Annotated in this window: 21 protein-coding genes and 1 other RNA gene; 13 read left to right on the top strand and 9 right to left on the bottom strand. The window is 51.9% G+C overall.

Annotated elements, in window-relative coordinates:
- The coding region (locus NP589_RS09945) for an efflux RND transporter permease subunit (RefSeq protein WP_256606841.1) at nt 1-247 on the top strand (247 nt) is incomplete at its 5' end.
- On the top strand, nt 244-3,339 hold the full coding sequence (locus NP589_RS09940; RefSeq protein ID WP_256606840.1) for a multidrug efflux RND transporter permease subunit: 3,096 nt from the start codon (nt 244-246) through the stop codon (nt 3,337-3,339). The genes NP589_RS09945 and NP589_RS09940, both read left to right, overlap by 4 nt.
- 13 nt (nt 3,340-3,352) lie before the next feature.
- Here NP589_RS09940 and NP589_RS09935 read toward each other — a convergent pair whose 3' ends face one another.
- The 3 genes from NP589_RS09935 to NP589_RS09925 all read right to left on the bottom strand — a co-directional run bounded on the left by NP589_RS09935 (nt 3,353) and on the right by NP589_RS09925 (nt 8,194).
- A complete protein-coding gene (locus NP589_RS09935; protein ID WP_256606839.1) occupies nt 3,353-6,226 on the bottom strand; it encodes an EAL domain-containing protein in 2,874 nt (957 codons plus the stop codon).
- A gap of 14 nt (nt 6,227-6,240) precedes the next feature.
- Entirely contained in the window at nt 6,241-6,717 is a 477-nt protein-coding gene (locus tag NP589_RS09930; protein ID WP_256606838.1) for a type IV pilin protein, read from the bottom strand.
- Nucleotides 6,718-6,868: 151 nt separating this feature from the next.
- Complete coding sequence (locus NP589_RS09925) at nt 6,869-8,194, bottom strand: cyclic di-GMP phosphodiesterase (RefSeq protein ID WP_256606837.1); 1,326 nt, start codon at nt 8,192-8,194, stop codon at nt 6,869-6,871.
- 629 nt (nt 8,195-8,823) lie between these two features.
- On the opposite strand from NP589_RS09925, the gene nifH reads away from it, so the two are divergent.
- The 9 genes from nifH (at nt 8,824) to NP589_RS09880 (ending at nt 16,247) form a co-directional block, all read left to right on the top strand.
- Entirely contained in the window at nt 8,824-9,708 is an 885-nt protein-coding gene (gene nifH / locus NP589_RS09920) for a nitrogenase iron protein (protein WP_064008320.1), read from the top strand.
- A 103-nt stretch (nt 9,709-9,811) separates the two neighbouring features.
- Nucleotides 9,812-11,293, top strand: a complete 1,482-nt coding sequence (nifD, locus tag NP589_RS09915; RefSeq protein WP_064008321.1) for a nitrogenase molybdenum-iron protein alpha chain — start codon at nt 9,812-9,814, stop codon at nt 11,291-11,293.
- Between the two features lie 149 nt (nt 11,294-11,442).
- Nucleotides 11,443-13,014 (top strand): nitrogenase molybdenum-iron protein subunit beta, encoded by a 1,572-nt coding sequence (gene nifK, locus NP589_RS09910; protein WP_064035554.1) that lies wholly within the window; start codon nt 11,443-11,445, stop codon nt 13,012-13,014.
- A 111-nt stretch (nt 13,015-13,125) separates the two neighbouring features.
- Nucleotides 13,126-13,344 (top strand): putative nitrogen fixation protein NifT, encoded by a 219-nt coding sequence (gene nifT, locus NP589_RS09905; RefSeq protein WP_064035553.1) that lies wholly within the window; start codon nt 13,126-13,128, stop codon nt 13,342-13,344.
- Nucleotides 13,345-13,351: 7 nt separating this feature from the next.
- Nucleotides 13,352-13,552 carry a 4Fe-4S binding protein gene (locus tag NP589_RS09900; protein WP_036278170.1) on the top strand — a complete coding sequence of 67 codons (201 nt, stop codon included), beginning with the start codon at nt 13,352-13,354 and terminating at the stop codon, nt 13,550-13,552.
- A gap of 4 nt (nt 13,553-13,556) precedes the next feature.
- Complete coding sequence (gene nifX, locus NP589_RS09895) at nt 13,557-14,249, top strand: nitrogen fixation protein NifX (protein WP_256606836.1); 693 nt, start codon at nt 13,557-13,559, stop codon at nt 14,247-14,249.
- A 2-nt stretch (nt 14,250-14,251) separates the two neighbouring features.
- Nucleotides 14,252-14,518: a DUF6129 family protein gene (locus NP589_RS09890; protein ID WP_020483291.1), complete on the top strand. Its 267-nt coding sequence runs from the start codon at nt 14,252-14,254 to the stop codon at nt 14,516-14,518.
- 9 nt (nt 14,519-14,527) lie between these two features.
- Entirely contained in the window at nt 14,528-15,292 is a 765-nt protein-coding gene (locus NP589_RS09885; RefSeq protein ID WP_256606835.1) for a 4Fe4S-binding leucine-rich repeat protein, read from the top strand.
- Entirely contained in the window at nt 15,285-16,247 is a 963-nt protein-coding gene (locus NP589_RS09880; RefSeq protein WP_256606834.1) for a hypothetical protein, read from the top strand. Before NP589_RS09885 ends, NP589_RS09880 begins: the two co-directional genes overlap by 8 nt.
- Nucleotides 16,248-16,652: 405 nt before the next feature.
- On the opposite strand, the gene NP589_RS09875 is transcribed toward NP589_RS09880, so the two are convergent.
- The 6 genes from NP589_RS09875 to NP589_RS09850 form a co-directional block, all read right to left on the bottom strand.
- Nucleotides 16,653-17,225, bottom strand: a complete 573-nt coding sequence (locus NP589_RS09875) for a hypothetical protein (protein ID WP_256606833.1) — start codon at nt 17,223-17,225, stop codon at nt 16,653-16,655.
- Nucleotides 17,226-17,257: 32 nt separating this feature from the next.
- Nucleotides 17,258-17,932 carry a hypothetical protein gene (locus tag NP589_RS09870; protein ID WP_256606832.1) on the bottom strand — a complete coding sequence of 225 codons (675 nt, stop codon included), beginning with the start codon at nt 17,930-17,932 and terminating at the stop codon, nt 17,258-17,260.
- Nucleotides 17,933-18,438: 506 nt separating this feature from the next.
- Nucleotides 18,439-19,968 (bottom strand): hypothetical protein, encoded by a 1,530-nt coding sequence (locus NP589_RS09865; protein WP_256606831.1) that lies wholly within the window; start codon nt 19,966-19,968, stop codon nt 18,439-18,441.
- A 356-nt stretch (nt 19,969-20,324) separates the two neighbouring features.
- Nucleotides 20,325-20,504: non-coding RNA, 6S RNA (ssrS, locus tag NP589_RS09860), on the bottom strand.
- Between the two features lie 22 nt (nt 20,505-20,526).
- The gene (locus NP589_RS09855; protein WP_256606830.1) at nt 20,527-20,826 is read right to left on the bottom strand and encodes a cell division protein ZapA; all 300 of its coding nucleotides are present in this window, start codon (nt 20,824-20,826) and stop codon (nt 20,527-20,529) included.
- Nucleotides 20,823-21,050 carry a TIGR02449 family protein gene (locus NP589_RS09850; RefSeq protein ID WP_064008337.1) on the bottom strand — a complete coding sequence of 76 codons (228 nt, stop codon included), beginning with the start codon at nt 21,048-21,050 and terminating at the stop codon, nt 20,823-20,825. Before NP589_RS09850 ends, NP589_RS09855 begins: the two co-directional genes overlap by 4 nt.
- Nucleotides 21,051-21,152: 102 nt before the next feature.
- Here NP589_RS09850 and NP589_RS09845 point away from each other — a divergent pair, with 102 nt between their 5' ends.
- Complete coding sequence (locus NP589_RS09845) at nt 21,153-21,680, top strand: UPF0149 family protein (protein WP_256606829.1); 528 nt, start codon at nt 21,153-21,155, stop codon at nt 21,678-21,680.
- A gap of 15 nt (nt 21,681-21,695) precedes the next feature.
- Nucleotides 21,696-22,912 (top strand): aminopeptidase P N-terminal domain-containing protein (locus NP589_RS09840; protein WP_256606828.1); only part of this gene is annotated, 1,217 nt, incomplete at its 3' end.

Raw genomic sequence — 22,912 nt, 5'->3', positions numbered from 1 at the left:
GGCCTGCCTGCTGCGCTTTCGGCCCATCCTGATGACCACGCTGGCGGCCTTGCTGGGCGCCCTGCCCTTGATGCTGGGCAGCGGCGTCGGCTCGGAATTGCGCCATCCCTTGGGGATTAGCATGGTCGGCGGCCTGTTGCTCAGTCAATTGCTGACGCTGTACACCACGCCGGTGATCTACTTAAGCCTGGATCGGCTGGCCCGCAAGCTGCGCGGCGAGTCAGAAGCGACTTTAGCGGATCAATGAACCTCTCGGCGCTGTTCATCTACCGCCCAGTTGCCACCACTCTGCTGACCCTGGGTTTGGCGCTGGCCGGTATCATCGCCTTCCTGCAACTGCCGGTCGCGCCCCTGCCGCAAGTGGACTTCCCGACTATTTCAGTATCCGCCAATCTGCCCGGCGCCAGCCCGGAGACCATGGCCGCCACGGTCGCCACCCCGTTGGAACGGGCGCTGGGCCGCATCGCCGGCATCACCGAAATGACTTCGGCCAGTGCCTTGGGATCGACCCGGATCACCTTGCAGTTTGATTTGAATCGTGACATCGACGGCGCGGCCCGCGATGTACAAGCGGCGATCAACGCCGCCAGCAGTTTGTTGCCCAGCAATCTGCCCAATCGGCCCAACTACCGCAAAGTCAATCCGGCCGATTCGCCGATTCTGATTCTGGCATTAACCTCCACCACCCTCAGTCGCGGCCAGATGTATGATGCCGCCTCGACCATCTTGGCGCAAAAAATCAGCCAGCTGCCCGGCATCGGTCAGGTCAATGTCGGCGGCAGTTCCTTACCGGCAGTGCGAGTAGAACTGAATCCCGGCGCATTGGCGCAATACGGGATTGGCCTGGATCAGGTGGCCAAGGCTATCAATGCGAGCAATGCCAACCGGCCGAAAGGCACCCTGGAAAATGGTGAGCGGCATTGGCAAATCCACGCCAACGATCAGGCCGAACACGCCGCCGACTATCTACCGCTGATCGTGGCCTACCGCAACGGCGCAGCGGTGCGCATCGCCGACTTGGGTACGGCGGTCGATTCGGTGGAAGATTTGCGCAGCACCGGTCTGAAAAACGGCCAACCGGCGGTATTGCTTATCGTCAACAAGCAGCCCGGCGCCAATATCATCGATACCGTCGAACGCGTCAAAGTCATGCTACCGCAATTGCGGGCGCTGCTGCCGGCGGCAATGGAATTGTCGATTACCTCCGACCGCTCGCAAACCATCCGCGCTTCGGTCGATGAAGTCGAGCGCAGCCTGTTGATCGCCGTGGTGCTGGTGATTCTGGTGGTCTTGTTGTTTCTGCGCCGGCTGCGCTCGACTTTGATCCCGATTATCGCCGTGCCGGTATCGCTGATCGGCGCCTGCGCGGTGATGTATCTATGCGATTACAGTTTGGACAATCTGTCGTTGATGGCTTTAACCATCGCCACCGGCTTCGTGGTGGATGACGCCATCGTGGTGCTGGAAAACAGCAGCCGGCATATCGAAAATGGTGTGCCGCCGTTCCAGGCGGCGTTGCGCGGTGCCGGCGAAGTCGGTTTTACCGTGCTGGCGATGAGCTTGTCGCTAATCGCGGTGTTCACGCCGATTCTGTTGATGGGCGGCATCGTCGGCCGGCTGTTTCGGGAGTTTGCCGTGACCTTGTCGGCGGCGGTGCTGGTGTCGCTGGTGGTGTCCTTGACCGTGACGCCGATGCTGTGCGCGCGCTGGCTGGAACCGGAAGCACAACGCCGGCCCAACCGCTTGTCGGCTTGGATTGAAGCGCAGTTCCAGCGCCTGCATGACGGCTACCGCCGCAGTTTAGGCTGGGCCCTTCACCACCCCAAAGTGATGCTGACAGTATTGTTGGCTTGCATCGGTTTGAATGTTTATCTTTACATCATCGTCCCGAAAGGCTTTTTCCCGGTGCAGGACAATGGCCGGCTCAGCGGCACGATCCAGGCCGACCAGAGTATTTCTTTCCAGGCCATGCAGACCAAGTTGCACGATTTTGTCGATATTTTACGGCAAGACTCGGCCGTGACTGCGGTGGTCGGCTTTGCCGGCGGCATGCAAAACACCAATTCCGGTTTGATGTTTGCGGTGCTGAAACCGCCCGAGCAGCGCGACGCACCGATAGCCGAAATCAGCCAGCGGCTGCGGGAAAAACTGGCCGACGAACCCGGCGCCAGCCTGTTTTTACAGCCGGTGCAAGATTTACGTATCGGCGGCCGCGGCTCGGCGGCGATGTACGAGTTTGCCTTGCAATCCGAAGACCTGAGCCTGCTGCGGGAATGGACGCCCAAAATCGTCGCGGCGCTGCGAAAACGGCCGGAACTGACCGACGTCAACACCAATCAGCAAGACAAGGGCCGGCAGATTTCATTAGAGGTGGATAGAGACAAAGCTTCCAGTTTGGGCGTCAGTCAGGCGGCCATCGATACGGCGTTGAACAATGCCTTCGGCCAACGTCAGGTCTCGGTGATTTACAAACCGCTGAACCAATACCGGGTGGTGATGGAACTGGCGCCGGAATACTGGCAAGACCCGCGCACCCTGCAACAACTTTACGTCAGCGCCAGCAACGGCAAGCAGATCCCATTGGCAACGCTGGCCAGCTTCCGGACCAGCAATGCGCCGCTGACCGTCAATCATCAAGGCCAGTTTGCCGCCGCCACCGTGTCGTTTAATTTAATGCCCGGCACCTCGCTGTCCGCCGCCACGCAACTGATCGAGCAAACCCTGCGCGACCTGGGTACGCCGGCGGCGGTGCGCGGCAGCTTCCAGGGTTCGGCCAAGGCATTTAAGGAATCGCTGAATAACCAACCCTGGCTTATTGCCGCCGCGCTGTTGAGCATTTACATCGTGCTGGGCATGCTCTACGAAAGCTACATTCATCCCCTAACGATCTTATCCACCCTGCCCTCGGCCGGCGTCGGTGCTTTGCTGGCCTTGCTGGCCTGCGACACCGAATTCAGCATCATCGCCTTGATCGGGGTGATTTTGCTAATCGGCATCGTCAAGAAGAACGCGATCATGATGATCGATTTTGCTTTGGACGCCGAACGTCACCATGGCCTGAGCGCCGAGGAAGCGATATTCCAAGCCTGTTTATTGCGTTTTAGGCCGATCATGATGACCACGCTGGCGGCGATGCTGGGCGCACTGCCTTTGGCTTTGGGCTCGGGTTACGGCGCGGAACTGCGCCAGCCATTGGGGATTTCCATCGTCGGCGGTTTGATTTTCAGTCAATTGCTGACGCTGTATACCACGCCGGTGGTTTATCTGTATTTGGATGGTGTAAGCGCCTGGGGCCGCCGCTTGTTTCGACAAAACCAAGATAGCCGGCAGTCTGAATAACTTGGTCAGCAATTCAAGAAGCAGCCGGCTGTGCCGTGCCACGCTTGAGCGCGTCGGCTTGCAACAAGCTTAAAAATTCGTCTTTAGGTACGGGCCGGCTGAATAAATAGCCCTGAAATAAGCCACAGTGATGTTGTTTCAATAACTCAAGTTGCACTGCGGTTTCCACGCCCTCGGCGATGGTCTCCATACCCAAGCCGTCGGCAAGCGCCAGAATTGCACGGACGATGGCCGCGCTACTGCCATCGGTTTCCAGCTGCCGGACAAACGATTGATCGATCTTCAGCACGTCCAGCGGTAGCTCTTTTAGATAGGATAGCGACGAAAAGCCGGTACCGAAATCGTCCATGGACAAGGTAAGTCCTAGTTCTTTCAAATGATGCATGCGTTCGATACACGCTTTGATATCGCCGATAGCCACCGATTCCGTAAGCTCCAGTTCGATGAACTTCGGGTCCACGCCGGTTCTGTTCAACACCGCCGCGATTTTCTCGACTAATTCCGGGTGCTTAAAATCGACAGCGGAAAGATTCACGGAAATCCGCAACGGCCCGAGGCCTTGTGCGTGGCAAGCATTAACCCACAAGCAGGTTTGCTCCAACACCCAATCGCTGATTTCCACGATCAAACTGGTCTGCTCGGCCAGCGGGATGAATTTGGCGGGCGAGATCATGCCCAACTCGGTGTGCCGCCAGCGGATCAAGGCTTCGGCACCGACAATATGCCCGTCCCAATCGACCTTGGGTTGGTAGAACACCAACAATTCATTTCTACCGATTGCACCGCGTAACTCTTGTTCCAATTTGATATTTTCCAAGGCCGCCGCATTCAGCTCCGGCGAATAAAACCGGAAATTGGCGCGCCCCTCGCTCTTGGCGTGATACATGGCAGCGTCGGCATTCTTCAGTAAATCCTGCACGTTGTCGGCATCGTCGGGAAACAAGGCAATACCGACGCTCGTGGTTACAGTCATCGGCAGACCTGCCACCGTGACGGGTTGCTTCAGCGCGGTAAGGATTTTTTCAGCAACGGCGCTGACGAACGCAGCCGGATTATGCTGAGTATGCAATTCACCGATCACGATCACGAACTCGTCGCCGCCCAATCTGACCACCAGGTCGGTGGCTCTGACGCAATTCAGGAAAATGCCCGCCACCTGGCGCAGCAATTCGTCGCCAGCCGAGTGTCCCAAGGAATCGTTGACGTTTTTGAAGCGGTCCAAGTCCATAAAAAACACCGCCAGCTGCGCGTCATCGCGTCTGGCCCGCGCCAATTCTTGCCCCAGTCTGTCATGCAGCACCAAGCGATTGGGCAGCCCGGTCAATGAATCGTAATGGGCATGCTGGTACAACTTCTCTTCCCAGGCGGCATTGGACAGCGCGACGGCGATGCGGTCGCCAAAGCTGATTGCCGCGTTGCGCGATTCCGGTGGAATCTGTTTAGGAGCCTGATAACCCAGGCAAATAATCGACGCCAACGTGCCATTAACATGAACGGGTACGACCAAATAACGCCAGGCACCGGAAACGCCGAGCACATGCAAATACTCGGACATTTGCTCGTCATCGTTACCAATCTCGATGGCGCCATTTTGCAGGTCGCGCAAATCCGCCACATCCTGTTGGTTCAAAATCACCGGCTCCGACAATATTTCGCTATTTTGTCCACGGCGTCGCACGCGAATGTCGTTGGCGATACCGATATCGGGATTGATGACAGCGATGGAAATCAAATCGCAAAACAATATGCTGGGCAAGCGATTCAGCGCAGTGTCGATAATATCTTCGGCATTTAACGCGGAGAGAATATTGCGGTCGATTTCCGCCATGGTGGCGAGAATATTGAACTGGCTGCGCAAGCGGCGCGTCATTTCGTTAAACGAATCCGCCAACTCTTCAAATTCGTCATCACTATCAATAGTGACGCGGCATTCCAGATCGCCCTCGGCGACCCTATGGGTGCCTAGTATCAGGCGTTCGAGCGGGGTCAGATATTTAACAATTAAGCGGCTGCTCAAATACACGACAATTAGCACCGCAAGCAGGATGACCGGCGGGTAAATTGCACTAAATTGCCTAATTGCCCTGAATGCCAGCGATTCAGGCTGGCTTTGTACGATGATCAAGTCCGGACCGAAAAACAGGGTTGCGACCGGCAGCTTCCAATACGCGCCGAGATACGCTTCTTCGTCTTTTTGCCACGAGAAGCGGCCGCTATTGGCTTGCGCGACTTGCGCTCTTAGCTCGGGGGAAGGATCGAAGTCTTGCTCCAGCGCGAACAACATCTGCACCGAATCGGCAGCCATCACCCACAGCAGGTTGTTGGGATCGATAGTTTCGGAATTCCATAACAACTCGGGTTTCAACTCGGCCATCAGGATGCCGGCTTTCGGCGAATTTTCGACCAGATTGATAGCCATCCATAAGCGGCTATCCTCAAGCCGTTGCCCATTAACCGGTTTCAGAAGCGTTTTGCCGGCTACAATCTGTGCGAGTTCTTCTGCCGTCAGCACCGGTATCGCCGCGTTGTCTTGGGACAATGTGGCTGGTTGACCATCAGCCTGGAGCACGGCTAACCCGGTGAACTGGCCTTGCAGCCATTGTTCGCCGGCCAGCGCGACCGGCTTATCATTCTTGTTGGATTTATGAATTTTCAACGCTGCCAGTCGCAGAGAACTTTCGGCAAACAACAAGCGACTGACCAGTCCATAGGCGTAATCCTTGCAACCTCTTTGCAAGGCCTTGGCCGTCTGTTCTTGCAGCTGCTGCTTCACTTGTTGAAAGGAAAGGACACCCAGAATGCCAATAGGAATCAGCGCGGCCAGTACGAAAGAAAACAGAATGCGGCGGGCAACCTTACTGCCGCTTAAAGATAGCCTGCGATCCATCGTTAAGAGTTCACTCAGAAATCCGCAGCCAGACCGACGAAACCGCCGTCGCGGGCCAGGATAATATCGTCCAGACTGTCCTTCTGGCTAATCTGTTTTTTGGTGACACCATCCTTGCCCAAGCTGTACAAGTCGTACTTGGTGTTGATCGGGTTAAGCGCATGATCCTTGCGGACCGCACCCATGGTCCCAGGACCGCCCTCGATGATATTCAAATAGACGTATGCGCGGCCCCAAGGGTCCATACCGTTGTTCGGCAGAGCCGAGGTGATGTCGCTAAGCGCTTGCGGATAGCGAAACTCGCGGGTGTAGTACCGTTCGATTTCCATCTGTATGGCTAACAGATAGCTAACGGCAAGGTCGTTCCTGGTTTTGTCTATGTAGCCGTTGTAGGCAGGTATTGCAATTGCGGTCAATACCGCCACAATAGAAACCGCTAACAGCATTTCCATCAGCGTGAACCCCCATCCTGCAGTATTTTTTCTGTACATTTATTCCAAGACGCTAGAGAAACTTTGTATCCATGGCTTAGCCAGCCGCAAGAATCCGGACGATCACTCCCATGAACAAATCATTCCATCGCAATCGTCGGATTCCTCATTTTAGCAGGATTGCGCGAGATGTCCGGTTATGTGAATTACCCTAGCGTTTGTCATTAGCAAATCCCTTTTGCAATACGCCTTGCTGATAATATTTTTTGATGTCGATGTTGTAATCCTGGGCTTTGACAATGCCTTTGATAGTCAGCACTTTGCCGTGTTCGTCCAGCAACATGTCCGCAAGATTGACTATTCTTTCCGGGATCCGCTGTTTTTGGGCATCGAGCAACATGATGACTTTCGGCCGCAGCTTCTGCAATTCGTTCACTTCCACCACAATCGCGATGTAACCGTTGGTCATCATGACGATGCTGCCGGGCGGATAAACCCCCAGACATTCTATAAATTTGATCACCAAGCGCTCGTCCAGCTGAGAGCCAGCCATATTTGCCAGGATATTGGTCGCCTCCAGGTGAGTGCGACCTTTCTGATACACCCTGTCGCTGGTGATGGCATCGTACATATCAACGATGGTGACCATTCTGGTAAATAGCGAAATACCTCTTTCGCCGATTTGTCGGGGATAACCCTTGCCGTCCAGGGTTTCATGATGAGAATACGCGGTGTCTATCGCACCTGGATACATTTGGTCGCTGGATTTCAGCAGTTCGTAGCCCAACGCGGCATGCGAGCGCATAATCAATAATTCATCCGGCTCCAGCTTACCCGGCTTATTCAGGATATCCAGAGGCACTAACATTTTACCCATGTCGTGCATCATCCCGCATAAACCGACGTTGTTCAGGTTGGCGACGGAAAAATTCAGGTAGCGGCCCAGCACAATGGCCAACGCGCAGACGTTCAAGCTGTGTTGCGCGGTGTATTTGTCTTTGTTTTTTAGCTGATTCAGCCACAAAAAAGCATCCGGCGAATGCAAAATACTGTTGACGCATTGCGCGACCGCTTCTTTGGCGGCCTTGGTATCTATGCCTTCGCCATTGGTGATGCGCTCCATGAAATTGGATACCAACTGTCCAACTTCTATATGAACATGTTCGGCGCGGGCGAACTCTTTCTCGAAAACGCTTAGTTTGGGCGGCGGCGGCGCGCCAAAATCGATATTACTTTCGCTCAGCAAGCTGTCTTGCGCGGTTTTAGTTTGGACCGGGCGCTTTCTTTTGCGGGTGGCGTCGATGTAGACATACTGGCAAACGTCTTTTACCGCGCGGATATCTGCTTCGTTTTCCAGTTCAAATCCTTGAAACAGGAACGGGCTCTCCAGCCAAGGCCGGTCCAATTCGATGACGTACATGCCGACGGTCAACTGGCTAACCGGCGTGTAGATCCGCTGATTGACATCAAAGGAATCGTCTTTCTTCGCCTCATTTTTCCGCTTGCGGCGGAAAGGCCACCAATTCTTAAAGAACATACAAAGACACTATCATTAATAAATATGAGAAATACAACACGGGTAACCGTTCCCTGATAAAAAATGCAGCTGTAAACAGGCGCTTACATGGCCCATGATAAAACCGGGTACGCGTCTCCCTATACTCGGCGCGTAAGATTGACATCCATTATAGAGCCTGTAGCCGATTATTCTCCGAGGTCGTCCGTGCAAAACGACAAATACCCATTGTAGGCAAGCCCAATCCATACACAGTGTGTCCTCAAACCGCGATCAACAGACTCGCTGCAAGCGATTAATCCGCCCTCACTGTGGCATTCATACCGGCGAAAGCGCGAGCCGTTCAGACCGCGCGGCAAATCCATTGTAACAACTGGGCTCCCGCCTGCACGGGAGTGACAACGTTTAAAGGCCCGGCTCATATTCCAAGGCCGAAATGCGCCTGCCCCCCTCCCAATACAAAAACCCCGCGTTTTATGTTGGTTAGATAACAGGCCTTACAAAGAATGTTGCTAATCCGACTATCCAAAAAGCCGGAAATATTATTTTTTATCTATATTTTTCAATGACTTGAACAATATTAAAACTTTGGCACGGCCATTGCTGTTATCAGGTTGTTATTAACAACACCTACTCAAGAGGAGAAGATCATGGCGAGATTACGTCAATGTGCTATTTACGGTAAAGGTGGTATCGGTAAATCTACCACCACGCAAAACCTGGTTGCTGGCTTGGCAGAGCTTGGCAAAAAAGTAATGATCGTCGGCTGCGACCCTAAAGCCGATTCTACTCGTTTGATCCTGCATGCGAAAGCGCAAAACTCTATCATGCAAATGGCAGCTGACGCTGGCAGCGTTGAAGATTTGGAACTGGAAGACGTATTGAAAGTGGGTTACCGCGACATCAAATGCGTTGAGTCCGGCGGTCCAGAGCCAGGCGTTGGTTGTGCTGGCCGTGGTGTTATCACCGCGATCAACTTCTTGGAAGAAGAAGGCGCTTACACCGAAGACCTCGACTTCGTATTCTACGATGTATTGGGTGACGTTGTTTGCGGCGGTTTCGCGATGCCAATTCGTGAAAACAAAGCACAAGAAATTTATATCGTTTGCTCAGGCGAAATGATGGCTATGTATGCTGCCAACAACATCGCTAAAGGTATCGTGAAATACGCTAACTCAGGCGGCGTACGTTTAGCCGGCTTGATCTGCAACTCGCGTCAAACAGCTCGTGAAGACGAACTGATTATGCAATTGGCAGAAAAAATGGGTACTCACATGATCCATTTCGTACCACGCGACAACGTTGTACAACGTGCGGAAATCCGCCGTATGACTGTTATCGAGTACGAACCACAAGCTAAACAAGCGCAAGAATACCGCGACTTGGCTAACAAAATCATCAACAACACCAATCTGGTCATCCCAACTCCAATCACTATGGACGAACTGGAAGACCTGTTGATGGAATTTGGCGTCATGGAAGAAGTTGACGAAAGCGTTGTCGGTATCACCGCAGCGGCAGAAGCCACAGCTTAATCAGTATGTAAGTTGGGTTGGCCGTTAGCCGACCCAACTTGCTTTTGCATTGTTCCTAACAGGTCTGTGGGGGATTACCCACGACTACCAGGAGGATTTCATCATGGCAGCCATGACAAGAGAAGAGACCGAAGCGCTTATTCAAGAAGTGCTGGAAGTCTATCCCGAAAAAGCCAAAGCTGATCGCGCCAAACATTTGGCCATCAACGATCAAAGCTTGGAAAAATCAAATAAATGTATTACGTCCAACCGTAAATCCCTACCAGGTGTTATGACCATCCGTGGTTGTGCTTATGCCGGTTCCAAAGGGGTGGTTTGGGGTCCTATTAAGGACATGATCCATATTTCACACGGCCCTGTCGGTTGCGGACAATATTCCCGTGCCGGTCGCCGTAACTATTACGTGGGTACCACAGGCGTCAACACCTTCGGTACGATGAACTTTACTTCGGACTTTACCGAAAAAGACATCGTCTTCGGCGGCGACAAAAAACTGGCCAAGTGTATCGACGAAATCGAATTGTTGTTCCCATTGAACAAAGGTATCTCGATTCAATCCGAGTGCCCAATCGGTCTGATCGGCGACGACATCGAAGCGGTTTCCAAAGTTAAAAATAAAGAACACAACAAAACCATCGTGCCTGTACGTTGCGAAGGTTTCCGCGGTGTTTCGCAATCGCTGGGTCACCATATCGCCAACGACGCAATCCGCGACTGGGTCTTGGAAAACCGTGACGGCGACGAAAGCTTCCCAACCACTCCGTACGACGTAGCCGTCATCGGCGACTACAACATCGGCGGCGATGCTTGGGCATCACGGACTTTGTTGGAAGAAATGGGTCTGCGCGTCGTTGCCCAATGGTCCGGCGACGGCACCATTGCCGAGATCGAAAAAACCCCAAAAGTTAAACTGAACTTGATTCACTGCTACCGTTCGATGAACTACATCGCGCGCCATATGGAAGAAAAGTACAACATCCCTTGGATCGAGTACAACTTCTTTGGCCCGACCAAAATCGCCGAGTCATTGCGCAGAATCGCCGCTCACTTCGATGACACCATCAAAGAAGGTGCAGAACGCGTGATCAAACGTTATGAAGCGGAATACGAAGCGGTAATTGCTAAATACAAACCACGTCTGGAAGGCAAACGCGTGATGTTGTACATCGGCGGCTTGCGCCCTCGCCACGTTATCGGTGCTTATGAAGATTTAGGCATGGAAGTGGTCGGTACCGGTTACGAGTTCGGTCACAACGACGACTACGACCGTACTATCAAGGAAATGGGCAACGCCACCTTGTTGTATGACGACGTCACCGGCTACGAATTCGAAGAGTTCGTAAAAAGAGTCCAACCTGACTTGGTCGGCTCCGGCATCAAGGAAAAATACATTTTCCAAAAAATGGGTGTGCCTTTCCGCCAAATGCACTCCTGGGATTACTCAGGCCCTTATCACGGCTACGACGGTTTTGCCATCTTCGCCCGCGATATGGACATGACCATCAACAACCCTTGCTGGAAAAGCTTTAAAGCACCTTGGAAAACCGAGGCGACCGAGAGCGAACCCGTTAAAGCGGTTGCGTAATCCGTAAGGTGGGCAAAAGCTCACCTTAATTCCCGGAAAGGTGGGCTTGTGTCCACCTTACCAGGTGCCAAAATGTCGGTCGGGATTTCATTCCCGGCAAAATCCAATCAACGCCGGACCACAGATTAGTGGCGCGTTAGGAGATTATCATGAGCCAAAATGTCGATAAAATTGAACCAAGTTATCCTTTATTCAGAACTGACGAATACAAGGAAAATCTGGCCAACAAACGTGAACAGTACGAAGAACGTCATCCGCAAGACACGATAGACGAAGTATTCCAATGGACTACCACCAAGGAATACCAAGAACTGAACTTTCAACGTGAAGCAATCACTGTCAACCCTGCAAAAGCTTGCCAACCACTAGGCGCGGTACTGTGCGCACTGGGTTTCGAAAAAACCATGCCTTATGTGCACGGTTCGCAAGGTTGCGTCGCTTATTTCCGTACTTACTTCAACCGTCATTTCAAAGAGCCTATCTCTTGCGTTTCCGACTCGATGACTGAAGACGCGGCGGTATTCGGCGGTCAGAAAAATATGTTCGCCGGCTTGGAAAACGCCAAAGCCCTATACAAACCGACCATGATCGCGGTATCGACCACCTGTATGGCGGAAGTTATCGGTGACGACTTGAACGCGTTCATCAACAACGCGAAAAAAGAAGGCCACGTCGATCAAGACTACCCTGTGCCATTCGCGCATACTCCTAGCTTCGTCGGTAGCCACACCACCGGTTGGGACAATATGTTCGAAGGTATTGCCCGCTACTTCACGCTGAACTACATGGAAGGCAAAGAAGTAGGCTCAAACGGCAAAATCAACCTGGTACCCGGCTTCGAAACCTACTTGGGCAACTTCCGCGTAATCCACCGGATGTTGAATGAAATGGGCGTTGACCACACCCTGTTGAGCGACCCAACTGAAGTTCTGGATACGCCTGCTGACGGTCACTTCAACATGTATGCCGGTGGCACCACCATCGACGAAGTCAAAGATGCACCGAATGCGATTACCACCGTTCTGTTGCAACCTTGGCAATTGGAAAAAACCAAAAAATTCGTCGAAACCACTTGGAAGCACGACGCGCCTAAATTGAACATTCCGATGGGCTTGGAATGGACCGACCAGTTCCTGATGAAAATCTCCGAACTGACCGGCAAACCGATTCCAAAATCATTGGAAGTGGAACGCGGTCGTTATGTCGACATGATGACCGACTCACACGCTTGGCTACACGGCAAAAAGTTTGCCCTGTACGGCGACGCAGACTTTGCTTTGGGTATGACCAAATTCCTGCTGGAAATGGGTGCCGAGGTAACAGACGTGTTAGTCAACCACGCGAACAAACGTTACAAAAAAGCTGTTGAAGAAGTGTTGAAAGCCTCGCCTTACGGTCAAACCGCGACTGTACACATCGGTAAAGACTTGTGGCACTTCCGTTCATTGATGTTCACCAACAAACCGGACTTCATGATCGGCAACTCCTACGGCAAATTTATCCAACGCGACACCTTCTACAAAGGCGAAGAGTTCGAAGTACCGTTGATCCGAATCGGCTTCCCAATCTTCGATCGTCACCATCTACACCGGATGACGACTCTGGGTTACGAAGGCGGTATGTATCTGCTGACCACCATCGTCAACGCCTTGTTGGAACAGCTGGATAAAGAAACCAAAGGTATGGGCACCACCGACTACAACTACGATTTGATTCGTTAATCGTAGGGTGGGCACCCGCTAAGGTGCCCACCGCTTCTTAAGCTAGTCAACCACATCGTGTCGGGTTACGGCGAATGCTTAACCCGACCTACACTTGTCTGGAGAATCCCAATGCCTAGCGTCATGCTCAGGAAACGCGAAGACGGCAAATTGCTGTTCTACATCGCCAAAAAAGACCTTGAAGAAACCATCGAATCCTTAGAGTTCGACAGCCCAGACAGATGGGGCGGCGAAGTCGTCTTAGGCGACGGTTCAAAATATTACTTTGAGCCTATGGATACTCCCCCTAAAATCCCGATGACCTTACAAGCAAAACGTTTATCGGAATGAGGTAGTTATGACTTTATATATTGTTGCTGAAGAATGCATCTCCTGCGGTGATTGCCTGCCGGTCTGTCCAACAGACTCCATTAAGGAAGGCGCGATTGTTTTTGAAATCAACAAAAAAACCTGCACCGAATGCAATGGCGATTACGACGAACCGCAATGCGTCAAGGTTTGCCCGATCGACAACTGCATTCTGCCTTTAGTGGCGTGACGCCATGAGCCAGTCTGCCTTATCCCGGGAACTGGCGCTGCGCATCGGGCTAGCGGCACGCGCCCTGCCCGATACCCCACCCAAACTGTTTATCTCCGTGCTACGTGCCTGTACCGGGACGGCTTTAAACGACAAAAGCCTGACCGAACTCGGCAAAGCGCAATTCCAACAGGCATTGAACAATTTCGGTATCGTTGCCGACGCCGAGAGCATTCGCGAATCGTTGCGCATCCTGCAAAACGCCGAGGCACAAATGCCAAAAGCCGATACCTCTCAGGCAATTGAATCGGCCAGCTCGATCCGGGTTGCCATCGGCAGCGACGATCCGCAGTTAATCAGCGGACATTTCGGCTCATGCAGGCAGTTTTTGGTTTACCAGATTGCCGCGGACGACGCCCGTCTTATCGATGTGCGCAGCATCGATAGCGACGCGCAACGGCAGCATGACGACAAGAATGTGTATCGCGCGGAACTGATCGCCGATTGCCAAGTGTTGTATATTGCTTCTATCGGCGGCCCGGCGGCGGCCAAAATTATCAAATACGGCATTCATCCGGTCAAAGCCGATCAGGGCGAAGCCATAACTCAAATTATCAAGCAGCTGCAAATCGTTTTAGCCCATGCTCCGCCACCGTGGCTGGCTAAATCGATGGGCATCCAGCCCATGCAACGCGTTTGTTTCGAACAGGAATCCTAGCGATGATTAGTCCAGAGCAACTGCAAACCATAGCCGACAAAATTAACGGCCAAGACTTGAACGAAACCGTCGTGAGTGGACTGCGCGGCGAATACCCCGGCGTCCATTTCACCTATTGCATGGACGACGACCTGCCCAACAACGAACCTTTGCTGGAAGGTGCAGGCTTCAACCTTTACCTGGTCGATGGCCGGGAACATTGCCTGCGGATTACCGATAATTACGAGAATGCCTCAGGCATTGTGATCGCAGAAGTTATCGGCGAATAAGGCGATAACATGGCGGAACAAGACAGCCCTGTTACCCTGCCCGTCGCCGATTGCAGCCTCTGTCCATTCCGGGGGAAAACCCTGCTGATGGGCCGGTGCATGCCCGGCGATACCTGCGTGTTCATCAACAGCGGCCGGCAAATCGACCGCTTCTTTCGGGTCAATCCGGCCTATGCCGCGCACTATCTGCAAGACCCGTTCTGGGAACGCCGGGCTATCGCCGTACGCTACGCACCGCTAAAAGCCTTGTCGGCGCTAATCACCGACGAAGACGAAGTGGTGCGCCGCGCCGTGGCTTTTCGGCTGCCGGCCCAGCAATTAAGCGCCTTGATCGACGATCCGGACCGCGAAGTACGCATGACGGTCGCCGACCGCATCGACCTCGAACAACTGGAATTGCTGGCTGACGACCCCGACTATATCGTGCGCTTGATGGTTGCCAAACGCTTGGCACCAGGCCGCTTGTTTCGTTTCATCAAAGACGAAGACTTACAAGTACGCAAACGCGTTGCCGAAAGGCTGCCGGAAGTCAGCCTGGGGCTGATGGCCAACGACCGTTCGCCGGATGTACGCCGCATCGTCGCGGAACGCATGGCACCGGAAGACGCCACCATGCTGTTAAACGACACTGATTGGGTAGTGCGCTACACCGCGGCCTTAAAGGTCGATCCCGCGCATTTGGCCGGACTAGCCGACGATCCCGAACCGGATGTCCGCGAACTAGTGCAGCAACGCTTAAATTCATACTCCACTCCTGAAGCCGATCATGACTGAATCACGACTCAATCTTGCCGGACAAGACATTACCGATTGCTGTAAAAAAATCATCCCCGGTCAAACCGACGATTTACTGCTCAGCAAACTACAGGCACTGATACCCGACCACCCCATCCGCCTGGCCCTAACCGGCGACGAATGGTACCGGCTGGGCGGCGTGGTGGACATGGACGGTAAACGCATCGCCAACGACTTGATCGAATGGGTGGAGCGCACCTATCTGGAATGCGGGCAAAACCTGCAAACCCTGATCGATTACACGCTGGAACAAAAGCTGATCGCCACGAAGCAGACTGGCAAAACCCTGTACTTTGTGGTGCAGACCGGCACTAAAGCCGAGGATTTCACGCTGATCGAAATCGACAAGACGCACGAAGTCTCGGACCGCATGCTGGTGGACGAGAACAATCCGCCCGACGACCTGGAAGAATTCATCGACCCACTGCAACCCTTTTGCATTGAGAGCTTCGGCTTTGGGCATTCAAGGTATACCTACCGGCGCAAAACCGATGTCAAGCTGTTCATGGAAGTAATCAACGAACGGCATCCGGGCGAACATCCGGTACAACGCTTCATGGAAGACTGGAACCGCAGCAGCGCCGGCCAGAAACACAGCATGTCCGAAGACTGGATCATCCGCCCTTACCGGCATACCGGCCGCTTTGGCGAACAAATCGTCAACGTGGAAATCGTCAACACCCACAAAAACAACCTGCCGCATCTGGAAGATTTCGCCGGCAAAAAAGGCAGTGCGCTGAGTAATGTGTTGAGTCGGTTTGATCGTCAGGCGGGTTATCCGTTTGCCTGGTTTTTTTATATGGTCAAAGGTAAATTGGTATCCACCCATAGCGCCGATGCGGTCTATAAGGATATTTCGGGGGATTTTGCTTATTTGCCGGAGCGGGATGAGGCGGTGTTGAGGGATTGGATTTCTACGCCGTATAACGTTTAGGCGTAGGGTGGGCGCGGGTTTTTGTGCCCAGGCGATGATGTTTTTTGTGTCGCTAACGCGACGGTTGTTTTAATGTCGGTTCGCGGACCGACAACCGCGATACTTTTCTTTGCTTGTCCAAAGAAAAGTACCCAAAAGAAAAGACACCCGGATGCCGCTTATTCCCTGCGCTCCTCACTTTTGAACGGGGTCGCCGAAAGGGGCTTCCTGCCCCTTCGGCAACGCGCCGCATCCATGCGTCGCCCCTACGGGCTAATCCGTTCAAAAGCTCCGGTGCTCGGCGCGGCATACGGGGGAGAGAACCATCCCAAAGGAAAAAGGCGTCTAGCTACAACTAACCTACTGTTTTATTAGGGGAGGTTTGAAGTTATAGGCATATTCGGTTGTGCTTTTAATTGATACTTACTATCGAGCATATGATGTTCTTAATAATTGCTCTAAATTTTCATCCAAAATATCTGAAACACTTAATGTCGCTGAAAATAAATCATGTACTCCTGGGGTTAAAACTTTTTTTGATTCAAAAATTTCTCTGGCCAATTTAACACCTAACTTTTCCGAAGTTGTATCCTGAAATGTATCCCTACTTTGAAGCAAACAACCCAGTTCATCCATATTCGACATAAAATCATGCAAATCATCAAGCAAAATAACAACCTGTTTTAACTTAAATCCTCGCTTTATATTAAAAATGGTTTCTTGAATACTTTTTATCTGCTTTAGGCCAAGTAGTTTTGCTCCTTCTATTATCTTCCCATATTGATAAGTAACTGGCATTGTGTTCAAATCAATTCCAACTAAAAACTTCTCATATAATTGTAGTCCGATGTCTATCTTTTTTAATGACTGCATGTACAATCCAGACTCAAGCAGCTGGATATCTTTTACAAAATCATTGCCTTTAGCATAAGATAACAAAGACATAAAAGTTAAAATAAAAATCAATCCGCCACGAACAATAACCTTGTATACCCACATTTTCAACCCCATGAATTTAAAAAATATTGAAATCAGCTTTCAATTTTATAACCAAATATTCGAACGAAAACGTTAATCAATGGATGACTTAAAAAGCGGGCTAGCAGTGACTTTGAAGGTATTTTTTCTTGAGCTACACCATTATTTATGTCACCGCTTAATATAGGTGACTTAATGCTATCACTAGCTATATTCACTTGACCTGTAACAGGGGCATTAAAGTTATTTATTTGAGTCATTTTATCCTCTGGCATTATCTTTGAATATAAAAAGCATTGTGAGTAGTGAATCGGCTTCAAGTATTCCCATCCCCAACGCCAATCTTCAGCTTTAACTTCTTCACGATCTAATTGTTTGTGACGACTATCCTTATCTATGCTGTCAATAAATCGGTAAAATGAAGAAGCGAAAACACCAAATATATCAAAAGACACTTCAGGACAAAAATTATTGATATTTTTCCCGTCACTGATTGATGCCGCCATCTCCTCCAAGGGTTGGAAAAGCTCATGATTTTTCCATTTCAATAACAATTTATCGTGAATTGACTTGTCCAAACTTGTAGTAATACCCGTGTCCGAAATTAGAGCAATCGAGTCAAAATAACGAGGGCATTTGTAAATTGTTACATACGGACACCTTGGAGTAAGGGATTTAACCTCACTAATTGCAATATACCATTCTAAATCAGGGTAATCGGTAGACATGTGATATTAGTATTTAAGGTCCGATTAGCGCAGCGTAATCGGACGAATGTTGGCAAAATCTTTGGGGCGTGCGCTGTCTCGTAAATGGTCCAAACCACGTTTGGAATATCCCTCGTTCCTCCGAATACGCTTCGCTATTCGGAGCTACTCGACTAAATCCAAAAGAATCACCAAAGTCTTTCAATCCCACGACGGGGGTTTCTCCCGTATGCCGCGCCGAGCACCGGAGCTTTTATCGAGATCAGCCCGAAGGGGCACCGCAGGGATGCGGTGCGTCGGCGGAGGGGCTGGGAAGCCCCTTCTGTCGACCCTCGATAAAAGCTTCGGCGCGCAGGATCAAAGCGGCATCCGGGCCGCCTTTTCTTTGGATACTTTCTTTTGGCGGAGCAAAAGAAAGTATCTCGGCTGTCGGTCCGAGAACCGACATTCAAAAAACCGTCGCGTCAGCGACACAAAAACATCAAACCCGCGTGGGCACACCCCCCCACAAAATAACAAATCCAACCTTAATCACTAACCGTCTTAAACCGAGCCGCAGCCCCCAGTAACCCGGTAACAAAAAACGCCGTCCCCACCAATGTAAACCGCAGATTCAACTTCTCAATAGCTAAATCGTCCGTCGCATACAGCATGAAAATCACCGCAATCCCGCCCCAGGCCATAAACCTCAACACGGCGGAAAGAGCACTTTTGCTCAAGGCTTCCGCTTCGCTGACCGGAGCGTCCATCCGGTAGGCGACGAAACCGCAAATCAGCGCCGGCATAATCCCCCAGCGGGCATGGTCGAGGAAACTGTCCAGGAAATTAAAATCATCCCGACGGTAAAAGGTTAACTCCAGAATAAACGTCGATATGGTGGTACTAACCAGGAAGCAGACGAACATGATTGCCATGTAAAAGCCGTAATTCTGTTCGGCGGGTTCCTGTTGATGCCGGAATGCGACACTACGCAAAGCGAAAACCAGCGTGATCGGCACTACGTAAATCGCGATGGAATAGGCTATCCAGCGTAAGGTGGTATAGCTAAAGTGCGGCAAAGGCTTATCCGGAAACAAAAACACATTGTGCAGCGCCACCGACACTTCGCGCCCCAAAATCACCCCAAACGCCGTCGCGGCGGCAAATATCAGCAGGTATTTGTAGGTATGTTTCAAGCGTGCTTCGTGGACATTGCCGCCGAGTTTCTTCACGGTGCTCCACAGTTCATCCTCGCTGGGACTGCCAAAGACCACCGCCGCCGCCAGCAATCGGCAAAGAAGACTGGTCAGCCGGTCCAAGTCCTTCAACAAGTTGACGGTCTTGGTGTAATGCGGCTCGGCTTCTTTCCAAATATTCACTTTTTCCGACATTGCATTATAGGAAATGCAGATTTCGCCCCATTTCAGCGAGGGTTCGCTGAACAGGCGCCGATACGAGGATTGATCGGCATAATGTTGGATCTGATCGAACAGCAGGCTGTTATGCGCCCATTTGTATTCGACCGTGGCACCGGATTTATCAAAATCACCGGCGTCGATGCTTTGCACCAACAGGCGATCAGCGATTTGGGCTTTTATTTTGTCGTCCACCGCCGACAGCCGGGATTTGATCAGCGCGTTGTAAACTTCGACGGCTTTAGTCGGAATCGCAAAGGCGTCGTGAATGCTGTCTCGTAAAATCAGCAAAGGGTTAAACGGGCTTTCCCAGGCGACGAAAAACAACATGATGCCGGCGGCAATCAGCGGCAGCAGTTTATTGCCGTCCAGACCGTAGAGCAGATTCACCAATTCGCCGGCGCGCAAATGGCTGACGATCAGCGTTACCAGCGGCTCCAACGGTAACCATTGCCAGGTCAGCAAGTAGAATAAGGCCGCCATTAACGCGCAGTAAAGGGCAATCCCGCTCCAGTACGTGCCGCGCCGGATAAAATACTGCGGCAGGGTAGGTTCCGTACCGAGTTGAATCCGGCGTTTCTGAAAGGCGCGATAGGCCAAAAACGCGGCGGCCGCGGCACCGAGAAGTTGAATCGCAAAATTAATCAGGGATTCGATAGTCATTGTTCCAAGTTATTTGTTTAAGTTTTGGGGCTATGGCTAGAGACACTAAGGCTTAATCCGCAAGGCGTCAAGGTGATAGCCATATTGTGTTGCATACGCGCGGTAAACGGTAGGCGGGATTGCTGTCGCAGATAAGTCTTGGATTCCTGAAACAAGTTCCCCGTATGCCAATGCGCCGTGTCAGGCTGCTAGACAGAGGCATGTCGATGCATTTACGACCGCTGTATTTGGGTGATTTAGTTGGGGCTTAATAAAGTCTCGCGCCGGATAGAGCGAGACATGGACAATTGGCAGGCTCGGTAGAACAACCCACTCCGCAAATCGAGCTCATGAATAAGGAAAGAGGAAATAAGAAGAGATCTCCCGCCTGCGCCGTCTGATACTTTCGTCCTTGAACCGAAGGTTCAAGTGGAAACCAAATCCAGTCAATCAGGCTTCCTGAATAAACAGGCATGCGCACCATGAATGGCAAAAAGTTTCCGGGGTAAAAACAGGTTCAGGAAACACCCAGTACTGCTCGAACGCCGCAGGAGATTGGACTTATAGTCTACCGGGGATTTACGGGTTTTCCAAAACGTTTTCTATTTTGTTGCGCAAATCGGCCAAGCGCTGACAAATATCCAAACTGCCATTGACTTCGGTCTTATTGGATGCCACCAAATCGTGGGCCAAATTCAAGGCAGCCAGTACCGCGATGCGGTCGGTGCTGCTGACCTTGCCGGTATCGCGGATTTTGCGCATTTGTCTGTCCAACTCGCGCGCGGAGCTGATCAGCGTATCTTTTTCGTCGGCGGCACAGGCGATTTTGTATTCCTTATCCAGGATATTCAGCGAAACGGGCTGGACGGCTTTACTCACGAATCATGCTCCATGGCCTTCAAACGGGCAATCATCGCTTCCACTCGGGTTTTGGCCAGGGTGGTTTTCTCCAGCAATTTGGCTTTTTCCCTAACCAAGGCATCCTGTTTAACTTTCAAGGACTTATTCTCGCTTTTGACTTGATTGAACTGCGCTATCAGCGTATCCAGTTTCGCTTCCAACGCTTCAAGTTCGGTTGACGGATCTTTTTCTGTTTCAGACATAGCAAGAGTATGGGCCGATATGACGTTATAATCATCGTAGATGGCTAAGAATGTTAGCATAAGCCATGTTATTAAACAGCTTTAATAGGAAACACAGCCCAGATGACCTACCGTTCGGTTGAAGCAATTTTAGAGCAACAAGACGCCGATCTCGGCGCCGCCGAGGCGCACGGTATCGCCACCGGCATGCTCTGCGTCGAAATCCGCGCTGACGCGGAAAACTGGCTGCGGGAACTAATCGATGACGAGCAACAATTGATCGACGAAGACAAAGCCCTGCTGCATGGCGTATTCGAAAAAACCCGAGTATTGCTGGAAAACCAGAATGAGGATTTTGCCTTCGACCTGCTGATGCCTGACGACGACGATCCGCTGGACGAACAAGTGGAAGCACTGCGTTGTTGGTGCCAGGGCTTTTTGTTTGGCGTGGGTTATGCGCAAACAGGCGCCGACTGGCCGGGCGATACCGCCGAAGTGATGCGCGACATGATAGAGCTAACCAAAATCGATACCGATGTTGGTGACGAAGAAGACGAAAATGCCTTGGTCGAACTGCGCGAATATGTGCGCGCCGCAGTGTTTACCGTCCGCGACCAATTTGCCGAACTCGGCCAATCGCAACCGCATTAATCAAGCAGATCGACCATGAAACAAAGCGAATTCAAAAAACGCCGCGCCAGCCTGATGAAGCAAATCGGCAAGGGTAACATCGCCATTATTGCCAGCGCGCCGCAACGTACCCGCAACCGCGACGTGCATTATCCGTTTCGCCAGGATAGCGACTTTTATTACCTGACCGGCTTTAACGAAGCCGAGTCGATGGCCGTGTTCATTCCCGGCCGCGAGCAAGGCGAGTACATCCTGTTCTGCCGCGAATTCGACGAGAAAAAAGCCTTGTGGGAAGGCGCTCATGCCGGCCTGGAAGGCGCGACCAAACACTACGAAGCCGACGACTCTTTCCCGATCGACGATCTGGACGACATCCTGCCCGGCATGCTGGAAAACAAAAGCAAAGTGTTCTACCCGATGGGCAAGGACAGCGATTTGGACCACAAACTGCTGGAGTGGATCAACCACATCCGCAAGCAATCGCGCAGCGGGGTCACCGCACCGGGCGAACTGGTGTCGCTGGAACACATCCTCCACGAAATGCGCTTGTTCAAAAGCGCGGAAGAATTGAAATTGATGCGCCGCGCCGGCGAAGTATCCGCCAAGGCGCACATTCGCGCGATGCAGGCCTGTAAACCCGGCTTGTACGAATATCAGATCGAAGCCGAATTGATCCACGAATTTATCCAGGACGGCCTGCGCGCGGTGGCTTATCCGTCCATCGTCGCTGGCGGCAAGAATGCCTGCGTGCTGCACTATGTCGAAAACAAGGACAAACTGAACAAAGGCGACCTACTGCTGATCGATGCCGGCGTCGAATGCGATCACTACGCCGCCGACATCACCCGCACTTTTCCGGTGTCCGGCAAATTCAGCGAACCGCAAAAATTGTTGTATCAACTGGTGCTTGACGCCCAAGCCGCCGCGCTGGCCGAGATCAAACCCGGCAATCCCTGGAACAAGGCGCACGACGCCTCGGTGGAAACCCTGACCAAGGGCTTAATCGAGTTGGGCTTGTTAAAAGGCAAGCCCAAAAAGCTGATCAAAGACGAGAAATACAAACAGTTCTACATGCACCGCATCGGCCACTGGCTGGGCATGGACGTACACGATGTCGGCGATTACAAGATCAAGGACGAATGGCGCTTGCTGGAACCGGGCATGGTATTAACTGTCGAGCCTGGCCTGTATGTCCCAGCCGACTGCGAAACCGTGGACAAACAATGGCGCGGCATCGGCATTCGCATCGAAGA

Origin of the sequence: Methylomonas rosea (assembly GCF_024505055.1) — a bacterium.
GTDB classification, from domain to species: domain Bacteria; phylum Pseudomonadota; class Gammaproteobacteria; order Methylococcales; family Methylomonadaceae; genus Methylomonas; species Methylomonas rosea.
The sequence above is the reverse complement of the archived record's forward strand: the minus strand, read 5'-3'. Positions and strand labels throughout refer to the sequence as shown.